This window comes from Thiolinea disciformis DSM 14473, from assembly GCF_000371925.1.
Classification (GTDB): domain Bacteria; phylum Pseudomonadota; class Gammaproteobacteria; order Thiotrichales; family Thiotrichaceae; genus Thiolinea; species Thiolinea disciformis.
On record NZ_AQVE01000044.1, the window covers coordinates 1 to 10908 of the forward strand.

The 10908-nt window shown below is 44.0% G+C and carries 11 protein-coding genes; 6 read left to right on the plus strand and 5 right to left on the minus strand.

The features are described 5' to 3' along the window. A partial coding sequence (locus A3IE_RS21405) for a hypothetical protein (protein WP_020397172.1) occupies positions 1–385 on the plus strand: 385 nt, incomplete at its 5' end. Positions 386–466: 81 nt separating this feature from the next. Here the strand turns inward: A3IE_RS21405 and A3IE_RS0118840 are convergent. From A3IE_RS0118840 to A3IE_RS21415, 4 genes are all read right to left on the minus strand, one after another. Further along, the gene (locus A3IE_RS0118840) at positions 467–3574 is read right to left on the minus strand and encodes an efflux RND transporter permease subunit (RefSeq protein ID WP_033407649.1); all 3108 of its coding nucleotides are present in this window, start codon (positions 3572–3574) and stop codon (positions 467–469) included. Continuing rightward, positions 3571–5073, minus strand: a complete 1503-nt coding sequence (locus tag A3IE_RS22365) for an efflux RND transporter periplasmic adaptor subunit (protein WP_020397174.1) — start codon at positions 5071–5073, stop codon at positions 3571–3573. Before A3IE_RS22365 ends, A3IE_RS0118840 begins: the two co-directional genes overlap by 4 nt. Positions 5074–5102: 29 nt before the next feature. Next, positions 5103–5813, minus strand: coding sequence for a DUF599 domain-containing protein (locus A3IE_RS0118850; protein ID WP_020397175.1), 711 nt, complete (start codon positions 5811–5813; stop codon positions 5103–5105). Between the two features lie 209 nt (positions 5814–6022). Further along, positions 6023–6538 (minus strand): hypothetical protein, encoded by a 516-nt coding sequence (locus A3IE_RS21415; protein ID WP_020397176.1) that lies wholly within the window; start codon positions 6536–6538, stop codon positions 6023–6025. Between the two features lie 211 nt (positions 6539–6749). Here A3IE_RS21415 and A3IE_RS0118860 point away from each other — a divergent pair, with 211 nt between their 5' ends. From A3IE_RS0118860 to A3IE_RS0118885, 5 genes are all read left to right on the plus strand, one after another. Next, positions 6750–7970, plus strand: a complete 1221-nt coding sequence (locus A3IE_RS0118860) for an MFS transporter (RefSeq protein WP_020397177.1) — start codon at positions 6750–6752, stop codon at positions 7968–7970. A 498-nt stretch (positions 7971–8468) separates the two neighbouring features. Next, positions 8469–8762 (plus strand): hypothetical protein, encoded by a 294-nt coding sequence (locus A3IE_RS0118870; protein WP_020397179.1) that lies wholly within the window; start codon positions 8469–8471, stop codon positions 8760–8762. Positions 8763–9018: 256 nt separating this feature from the next. Next, a complete protein-coding gene (locus A3IE_RS0118875) occupies positions 9019–9585 on the plus strand; it encodes a hypothetical protein (protein ID WP_020397180.1) in 567 nt (188 codons plus the stop codon). A 185-nt stretch (positions 9586–9770) separates the two neighbouring features. After that, the gene (locus A3IE_RS0118880) at positions 9771–10082 is read left to right on the plus strand and encodes a hypothetical protein (protein WP_020397181.1); all 312 of its coding nucleotides are present in this window, start codon (positions 9771–9773) and stop codon (positions 10080–10082) included. 182 nt (positions 10083–10264) lie between these two features. Further along, a complete protein-coding gene (locus A3IE_RS0118885; protein WP_020397182.1) occupies positions 10265–10585 on the plus strand; it encodes a hypothetical protein in 321 nt (106 codons plus the stop codon). Positions 10586–10624: 39 nt separating this feature from the next. On the opposite strand, the gene A3IE_RS0118890 is transcribed toward A3IE_RS0118885, so the two are convergent. Beyond that, positions 10625–10908, minus strand: a 284-nt coding sequence (locus A3IE_RS0118890; RefSeq protein ID WP_020394068.1) for an IS1 family transposase, incomplete at its 5' end; no start/stop codon positions are given.

A 10908-nucleotide genomic window follows, 5' to 3' on the forward strand; every position in this document is an offset into this window, starting at 1 on the left:
CGGAATGGGTGGCATGAGCGGAATGTCAGGCATGGGCGGTATGAGCGGCATGTCCGGAATGGGTGGCATGAGCGGAATGTCAGGCATGGGTGGCATGGATGGTATGAGCGGCATGTCCGGAATGGGTGGCATGAGCGGCATGTCAGGCATGGGCGGCATGTCCGGAATGGGTGGCATGAGTGGTATGTCAGGCATGGGCGGTATGTCAGGCATGGGTGGCATGAGCGGAATGTCAGGCATGGGTGGCATGAGCGGAATGTCAGGCATGGGCGGCATGAGTGGTATGTCAGGCATGGGTGGTATGAGCGGCATGTCAGGCATGAGTGGCATGGCTGGTCAACCTGGCCCAGGTTGGGTATGTGCTGAGTGGGCTCCTGCTAAATAATTTAGTTTTTTAGTAGTTCACCATAATATTACGGGCAGCCTAGGCTGCCCGTAATCATTTGTAGTCCAAATTTTAAACGTGTTATGAACTGGGTGGTGTTAGCGCTGTAGGAACGGGCGTCAGCATAGATTTATGCTTGTTTCGACGGAAAATACGACTGAGTAAATGCTCGAAGTCATCCACAAACGTAAACACCACCGGAATAACCAATAAGCTCAGTACTGTGGAGGCGATCAGGCCGCCGATGACTACAATTGCCATGGGTGCGCGGAAGCTAGGGTCAACCCCTAAACCTAAAGCCGTAGGTAACATGCCTGCGCCCATAGCGATAGTGGTCATTACAATCGGACGTGCCCGTTTATGGCAAGCATCTACCAAGGCATCAAAACGCGCTAAACCACGTTCGTGAATCGCGACAATGGCGTATTCCACCAATAGAATCGAGTTTTTCGTCACAATTCCCATGAGCATCACTAAGCCAATGACTGAGGGCATGGAGAAGCTACTATGCGTGAGTAAAAGTGCCACGAAAGCGCCGCCTAAGGATAAAGGCAAGGCCATGAGAATGGTAATAGGCTGTAGGAAGTCGTGGAAGAGTAAGACTAATACCACATAGATAAACATAACTCCGATTAACATTGCAGTACCGAAGCTACCGAATAGTTCTTGCATACTTTCCACATCGCCAGAGGGTGGACGCTCTACGCTTTGCGGCAGTTTGCTCATACTAGGTAATTTGTCGGCTTCGGCGCTGACATCACCTAAAGCACGTCCATTTAACTCCACATCAATCGAGACATTGCGTTTACGATCTAAGCGCTTAATCTGTGTGGGGCCACTGCTAAGTTGAATATCAGCAACGGCTGACAAGGGTACGTCGCCACTGCGACCTTGCACACGCAATTGCTTAATCGATTGCATATCACTTCTTACCGCTTTATCCAAACGTACCCGCACAGGAATCTGACGCTGTGGCAGATTGAGTTTGGGCAAGCGGCTTTCAAAGTCACCTACTGTGGCGAGTTGTACCACATTGGCTAAAGCCACGGTACTAACGCCTAACTCCGCCGCACGTTCAAAATTAGGTTTAATATGTATTTCCGGACGTTGCAAACTAGCACTAGAAATCACATTGCCCACGCCTTTTAGCGTGCGTAGGTCTTTCTCAACCATGGTTACGCTATCTTGCAAAGCATTGGCATCATCACTGGCTAAGGTAACTTGAAGGCGTTCTGCACCGGCTGCCCCAACTTTAACACGTGCCCCTGGGAGTGATTGCACTAACTTACGTACTTCATTTTCCACAGCTTGTTGCGTGAGTTTGCGCTCAGTACGATGGGTTAGGACTAAGGTTAAGGTGGCTTTGCGTGCATCGGTTCCACCACCACCACCAAAAGGCCCAGCCTCACCGGCTTCATAACCAATAATCGACAAGACATGTTTAATTTCACCAATCGGCTGTACCAATGCACGTGCTTGCTCAGCGGCTACACGCGTTTCCTCTATGGTACTGCCGGGCTGCATTTCGATGGAAATCTGTGATAAACCTTCATCGCCCGGGGGGATAAAGCCTTTGGGCAAAAACTTAACCAGCATAAGTGAACCGGCAAAAAAGGCGATAGCAAACAGGGCTGTTAAAATCCGATGGCGCATACACCATTTCATGATCACCAAGTAATGGCGCATGATCCAGCCGTCGGCTTCTTTATGTTGTTTTGGCGCTTTTAGAAAATAAGCAGCCATCATTGGCGTAAGTAAGCGCGCGACTACTAGGGAGAAAAACACCGCAATGGCCGCAGTCATCCCGAAAGGCTCGAAGAATTTGCCCGGTACGCCGCTCATAAACGCCGTTGGTAAGAAGACCGCAATCAAGGTGAAAGTGGTCGCAATTACTGCTAAGCCAATTTCATCCGCTGCTTCCATCGCTGCTTGATAAGGTGTTTTGCCCATGTGCAAATGGCGCACAATATTTTCCACTTCCACAATCGCGTCATCGACCAAGACACCTACCACCAGCGCGAGAGCCAATAAGGTGAGTAAGTTGAGCGAGTAGCCAAGGTAGTGTAACAGGGCAAAGGTTGGGATAATGGCTAAAGGTAACGCGGTGGCAGACACAATCGTTGAGCGCCAGTCACGCAAGAAAATCCACACCACTAAAATCGCTAATGCCGCGCCTTCTAGCATCAGCATCATCGAGCCAGAATAGTTTTCCTGAATCGGATAAACCGTGTCATAGGCTTCTTCAAATTTTATATTGGGATAAAGGGCTTTGAGCTTTTCAACTGCTGTCCGTACATTAGCAGCAGTCTCCACTTCACCAGCCCCTTTGGTACGGGTAATTTGAAAACCTACTACATCCTTACCATCCAATAACGCATAGGTAGAACGTTCAGCATGGGTATCTGACACCTTAGCAATTTGATCAATCCGCACATGACGCCCACCCGCTAGTGGAATCGGTAAGGCGGCAATATCATCAGCGGTTTGTACTGCACCCAAGGTTCGAATCGATTGAACTGCGCCACCCACATCACCTCGTCCACCGGAGGCATCTTTTTGCATATTACCTAAAGCATTGGAGACGTCCGCTGTTGTAACGCCCAAACCCGCCATTAAAGCTGGGTCGAGATTGACTTGTACTTCGCGATCAACACCGCCTATGCGCGAACTACGTCCAACCCCCTTAACTGACATCATGGCTTTGGACACTTCATTATCGACAAACCACGATAAAGCCTCCTCATCCATACGGTCAGAGGCAACCGTGAAGGTAATAATGGGATTGCCTGCGGTAGTAATTTTGCTGACCACTGGGTCATTCATACTGCCCGGCAAATCACTGCGAATCGAGTCCACCGCATTACGCACTTCGCTCAAGGCCACTTCGGTATCTTTTTCGATATCAAATTCAACTGCAATGGTGGCTGAGCCATCGTTTAAGGTTGATTGAATATGCTTAATACCACTGAGTGAAGCCACCGCATCTTCAATTTTGCGTGCTACTTCGGTTTCTAATTGCGTCGGTGAAGCACCTTCCAAGGAGGCTGATACCACGACCACGGGCAATTCAATATCAGGAAATTGTTGAATGAGTAGGGCGCGAAAACCTTGGATGCCTAAGAAGGTCAACACCATGAAAAGGAGTAGGGACGGAACCGGATTACGGATCGACCAAGACGAAACGTTCACGGTTTAACCTCCTTAGTATCTTTAGTAGAGCTAGTCGATGTCGCAGGAGTGCTGGGCTGATCTACCACTTGCACAAGATCATTATCATTTAAGAAAGCGCCACCATTAGCTACCAAACGCATTTTCTGGTCGAGGTCGGTTAAGATTTCAACCCGATCTTTACGTTGGCGACCGACTTTTACTTCATGCTGGCGCACATGATTATCACTCAAAATTTCAAATACATAATGCCGACCATCGCGCAAAATAACCGCTGTTTGGGGTAAGGTGACGGCATTACTCGAACCTTGTTTGAGAGACCCTTGTACGAACATGCCCGGACGCGCTGAGCTTCCTAATGGTAAACTCACATAAACAGTGGCACGGCGGGTATTTGGATCTAAGGTGGGTGCAATCAAACGCACTTCGCCAGTGACCGTTTCACCGGTGGGCAAGGTCACATTAGCCGTTTGTTGCTCGCGAATTTGGCCTAAATCATTGGCAGAAATTTCAGCGCGCCATTCTAATTTGTTTTTCCGAATGAGTCGGAAGAGCTCTGAGCCGGGTTGTACGACTGCCCCCAAGGAAGCGGTGCGTGAGCTAATGACCCCATCATCGGCTGCTACAATGGTGGTTTGCGCCAAACGAATTTCATGCGATTTCAAGCCAGCTTCTTGGACTTTTAAACCTGCCTGCTGTGCAGCTAAGGCCGCTTCTTGAGCTTTGACGGCAACTTTACTAGATTCAACCCCGACTTGTTGAGCGCGAACCTCTGCCTGACGTGCAGCTAAGCCTGCTTTCTGTGCTTCTAGGGTGGCACGTTGTGCAGCAACGCCAGCTTTTTGGCCCTCTACACCGGCACGTGCTGTGCTGGCTGCTGTGAAATATTGATCAATTTGTTGCTGCGGCAAAGCGCCTGTGCTTTGCAAGCGTTTAGCACGCTCAGCATTACTTTGCGCCTCCGTTAAATTGGCTGTGGCTTGGGCGACACCTGCATTCGCTTGCGCTAAGCCAGCCTGTGCTTGGTCAATAGTGGCATTCGATTGAGCGAGGCCTGCTTGTGCTTGTGTAACAGCGGCTTCTGCCTGAGCCACACTACTTTGCGCTTGTAACACACCTGCCTGCACCCGAGCGACTTCCGCTTTGGCTTGATTAATAACCGCCATTTGTTGGGCTATATCGGCCTCAATCGTATTTTGCGCGAGCTTGACCAGTGGCTCACCTTTTTTAACACTTTGCCCGACGTCCACCAGTACTTCAGTGATGCGTAAACCACCAATTTCTGAGGAAACCACCGCTTCTTGCCACGCGGTAATGACACCATCCGCTAGAATGTCAACTTCCCAAGCCTCTTGTTGCAAGCTGGTACTGCTAACCGTCAATGCCGGTTTTGCGGCCGGATCGGCTGTGGCGGGCGTTTCGGCATAACTCAAAAGTACTGGGTTTAACGCGAGTGAAACAGCTAGCACACTGGCTAGTAAAGATTTGAACCGCTGAGGGGCAAAGTGAGTTGTTTTCATACTAAATTATTTGTGTGTGAGTTTTTCTATTAATCAGTTGTTTCTGGCAAACCAGCGAGTAAAGCGCTAAGTGTTCGAGATTTGAATTCGCGCCGGTATAACACAGCTACAATCCAAGCGGTAGCTAGCATAAAAATCAATGGATGTATAAACCAAGCGAGTAAAGCAAGGCTAAAATAATACGCCCGTAAGCCCGCATTAAAGTGATAAACCGCTAGCCAAATCACTTTAGACAACGCTTCTTGATGACGGTTTCGCGCCGCTTCATCAAAATTTGGCGCATCAGCTGCGGGTGTGCTACCTACCAGAATCGAAGCAAACGCCCATTGTCTTATACACCACGTGAACGTAAAAAATGCGTAAATAAATGCCATGAGCATTAAAACAATACCTAATTCACCACGCCATGAATAAGAGGGCGTTAAAAACGGTAAATTAGCCAATACAGCATTAATTTTATCACTAGAGCCGAGTGCGGTCGTCAAGCCCGCAATTATTAACAGGGTACTTGAGGTAAATAAAGAACCATTTCGTTCAATATTACTAATGGCGGCGGTATCGACAATACGATTATCTCTGGCTTGCAGTGCTACTATCCATGCTTTGATGTGCTCATGCATGGCATCTTGTAAGCGATTGCGAGTACTAAATTTAAAGCCGGAAAAGCGGGTATAGCCTATCCAACAGACAAAAAACCACACTAAAGACAGCCAGTCCAACACGGATAAAGAGAATGTCATGCGTGAAATACCCGTACTTCGGAATGCCAAAATGGCAACAGCCAGCGCATAGTAGCTATGGCTGGCTGTTGAGTAACTCGCTTAATTAAGTGAGTGGCAATTAGTTTACGTTTTAACGCCATCGACGGAAAGCATGATCTTGCTAATCTTAGCGGCGGCATCTCGGTCGAAATCAATACCATAATCCGCTAAATGGATTTTTTTATTACTTAATCACGGCGTACAGCATCACGCATTCGACAACTGAGTGTGATGTATTTTCCTGCCGGTGCTGAGGCTTTGAGGCCCAAATCATCAAGGTGTTCGGTGATATTCACCCCATCTTCTACAGCGCAACCATTTTGCTTGGCGAAAGTTCTTAGATTCTTATCACTGGCTCTGATACGGAGCGTAACACCCGCACCCTCGCTTACGCAGCAGCCAATGTATTTAATCAGGTATTCTTCTTCAATCATGAACAAGTGATGGCCCATAAAACTCGCAGGCTTGTTGAGTAAATAGTAATCCGTGTAATCCACTCGTACATTCGGTTTTTTATTCACTAAACCGGCTTTCATATAAGCCTGAATGGCTTTGCCGGAATTGCCGATTCGTTCGCCAGTGCTTGGGTTATAACGCAAGGCATCCGTTAGTTGCTTTTCCAACTTTGCCATAGGTTCGGCTTGCGCACTAAAAGCGAGTGTGCAGCTGAGTGCTGTGCTGATAAGAACGACTAAAGGTTTCATCAAATGGCGCCTCCGATGTGGTCAATAAGTCTTATAGGTTGAAATAAGAAGTCTAGCGCAGTTAAGAAAGCTTATACTTTAGGTGTTCGTGTACGGCTGGGGTATAGCAGGCATAGCTAGGCCTACCAAAATTAATGAGTGGTTCGTAGCCTGCCAAGACACGCTCCAGTTAAACTAGTCGTCATTCAATTATGCGCGTTTAGGATGCACGATGTTTAAGGAATTACGCCAACCCGCTGTGTTATTCACCACACTCGCGGCAGCGGGTATTTTGATGGTCACGATGGGGACGCGCCAGTCCTTGGGTCTATTTATAAATCCTATTACTGAGTCAACCGGCCTGACGATTGCGAGCCTAAGTTTTGCCTTAGCGATAGGTCAATTGATGTGGGGCGCGATTCAACCTGTCGCGGGCGCTTTGTCCGACCGTTTTGGACCACAGCAAGTGCTGCTTTGGGGAGTATTAAGCTTAGCCTTAGGGGTAGCTATTACGCCTTTTATGAGTTCGGTTTGGGGTTTAACTGTTTCGCTGGGTTTATTAATGGCGATGGGCTCAGGGGCGGGCAGTTTTTCGGTGCTACTGGGTGCAGCCGCACAGCGTTTGCCGCTCGAGGCGCGGGCTTCAGCCTCCGGTGTGATTAATGCAGGGGGATCAGCAGGGCAGTTCGTGTTCGCACCAATCATGCAAAAGTGTATTCAAGTCTTCGGTTGGATGGGGGCACTATGGGTCATGGCAGGCTTGGCCTTGTCTGCGCTGCCTTTGATTGCCCGTTTAACTGGCAATAAAAAAGAAAAAATAACGCCTACCCAAGCCAGCTCGGGTAATTTTTGGCAGAGCGTGGGAGAAGCCATGCAAAATCCAAGTTATTTATTATTGCACCTCGGTTTTTTTACTTGCGGTTTCCATATCGCTTTTTTAGTCACTCATTTACCTGGTGAAGTTGGTTTATGTGGTTTACCGCCTTCAGTGGCGAGTTGGTCCTTAGCATTAATTGGCCTCGCTAATATTTTTGGCAGTCTCTATGCAGGTTATTGTGTCTCGCGCTATCGCAGTAAATATGTCTTAGCCGCTATGTATGGTTCACGCGCCTTATTAGTAGCTTGGTATTTAATGATGCCGCGTACCGAATGGACATTTTATCTCTTTGCGATTGGCTTAGGATTCACATGGCTTGCTACCGTTCCGCCTACTGCCGCGATTGTAGGCAAATTATTTGGGATTCGTTATTTAGCGACCTTATTTGGCCTGACTGTTTTTACCCATCAAATTGGTGGCTTTTTAGGGGCTTATCTCGGTGGCTTAGCGATTACCCGCTTTGGGGATTATAACTGGATGTGGTATGCGGATATGGCTTTGGCAACCATTGCGGCTATCGCTAATTTGCCGATTCGTGAGGCAAAAGTTGTTAGCCCTCGTTTAGCAGCGGGTTAAAAGGGTACTGAATTATAAATGCATCGGCATTAACACATGCGCATGAGGTAGTCCATCTCCTTTTCGATTAGTATTATCAGTATAATATGAATAATAGTAAGGAAGCTGAAAATTAAAAAGGTTGGGAAAATACAATGATGAGGGTGTAGAGTTAGTCTATTTCGAAAAGAGAAGTAAAATTTTTAAGAGGTAAGCCAAATGATTGTTAATTATACGGCAAAATTCATAAGTTATTTTCTGTTATCTTTATTTATTTTAATGAAGACTGTTAATGCCAGTCCTGATATGCCTACTTGTGATTCAAGTCCGCTGTATAGGGGAATTGATTTTAAAAGTTGGCTCAATGGGGATGTACCTTATGGAGACCCAAGGTTTAACGATACAAAATGGGAAATAGATTTTCTAGAGGTGCCTTTGTAAAAAATACCGATTGCAATTAATGCCTATGTAGCAGATCAACCATTTCATAAAATAACAGATGAGGATGTTAAAAATTTAATGACGACAAATTTATTAAAACGTCCTGAGGATAGTAAGTTGCAACCCTATGTCGTTAGAGGAGTAGCATATCTTTATGGGAGATTTAATACTTACTGGGATGCAGAAACCCAAACACTCTATGTTATACATGGTGCTTTTCATCCAAGAACGCCAACAAAAGCAAACCCATGCGCATTTTTCCTGCAATCGCTTATTGTATATTTAAATGCTCCTCCTAAAAAGGTTGTTGTCGCTCTCACCGAAAGAGGTCTTTCGGCTCTTGTAGAATTAGGTATAGTAGGTCACAAGTGAATTTTTTTGATTTTAAAAATACTTTACTCTTCTTTTAATTTAAAGGAAATTATAAGAATAAAATTACACTACAACAAAAATTGTAGACAGCTATAAAATTTATTATTGAGAATTTTCTCATATGGTTATAAAAATATAGATTGGTCTATCGTACTATCTAGTTTTTATGGGAGCTAGTTGTGATAAAAGTTTGAATAGAGTTTTTATTTTTTCATTACGCATTTCTTAATTTTTCCAAAGTGTGAGTTAAAAAATCATGATTTCGAAATTGAATCTGCTCACTGTTATATTATTTCTATCCGTAATTGGGTCTTGCTCTGTTAGTAATTATTCTGAGTCAAACAATGCCCATAATGATTTTTTAAAAGTCACCAATGCTTTATCTTTTTCAGAACAAACTAAAACCTATGAATTATTATTGAAGATAACCAATAAAAGTACTAGAAATTTATTGCTTCATAGGGTCATTTTACATGATATGCATTATAGCTTTGATTTTTTTCAAAATTATCAACGAGTGAATTTTAAAAGGCTTTTCAAAATTCAGGATTTTTCAGCACGCGATAATTTTATTCTCTTACCTAATGATACGTTGGAGAAGGATTATAGCTTGGGGGGACTCCATCCTGATCTACAAAAGGCGAAAGAGAAAATCTTGGTTAAATGGGAGTATGTTATAACCGATATTGCAAATGACTCTGCTTCTCTTAAAACCGAATCTTGCCCCACTGGAAATTATATAGCATCTGGTAGTTTTATTATTGATCCAAACGTTCTGCCAAATGGTAAAGATATTTTAGCAAAAGTAATTTGTCAACTCTAATTTAATTAATATTTTTCCTTTAAAAGAAAAGTTATAGAGTAGTAAACTGAGTTTTAAGATAAAAAATCATATTGAAAAATGCAGTGTTGGGGTGTATGCGAGTATGAACTATGCCGTGGTAAGTTACGCTGCAGCAGGAAGTAATCAGTAATTATTGGCGTATATTTGATGGAAGAAATTAAATTATGAGGTTTATTCGCAGTTTATTTTGTTTAATGCTTGTTTTTCCATATATTTTACTTGTTATAAATATGGTCTTGACCAACATATCGTTGTTTGCTCCTACTCCTAGATTGATGAGTTATGAATTTGAACCTATAGATGAGGGTATTTTAAAAGTTAAGGCTTTGCTTTTTAGAGATGAAAAAGCAGCTTACGCTTTATATGAAATATTTGATGCAACAAAGAATACGAAATTAGAGGCCGTTTATTGGTTAAATTACGCAGCTAGCTTAGGAAGTGAAGATGCGCTTCAAAGTCGAATTTTTTGCTATTAAGATTTTTAAAAATTTAATTTCTCAGGATTTTGGTTCTGCATATTGCTTAGAGTAATATAATAAATAGCAGGCATTTATATTTTGGAGATAAATTAGATCAGCTTTGGTGAGGTAGAAGTAAACCCACATTTATGACTATAACCAGTAGTAATTGGCGTATATTTGATGGAGAAAATTAAATTATGAGATTTGTTCGTAACTTTTTTTGCTTAATTCTTATTTTTCCATATATATTACTCGTTATAAATGTGGTCATGGTAAACATATCGTTGTTTGTTCCTACTTCTAGATTAACGGGATATCAATTCGAGCCCATAGAGTTAAGTATTTTAGAAGTTAAGGCTTTGCTTTTTAGGGATGAAAAAGCAGCTTACGCTGTATATAAAATATTTCGTGAAACAAACGATACAAAATTAGAGGCGGTTTATTGGTTAAATTACGCAGCTAGCTTAGGAAGTGAAGATGCGCATCAAAGGCAAACTCTTTGCTATGGAAATAGTTAAAAACTTGAAGCAGTCCCTTAAATGAGTTGAATCATCTGGTCATGATTTAAAGGAGTTGAAGAAGCGTCTTTCGATACAGGTTCCAATGACTTTGTCATGAATCTCGATAGACTTAGAAAAACAGATCGTCTTGCGTGCTAGACGTTTAATCCAAATCCTCAAATTCAGGTTTTGCCGTTCAATGCTTTGTGTGTAGCGCTTAGTGATTAAATGCTTATCTTCAGGCAATAAACGCTCATAAGCGCCCCAATCATCCGTGCAATACAATGCCAGTTTGAAAGGTGTCAACCGTTCCAAGAGTTGCTTCAAGGTGCTATCGGCTC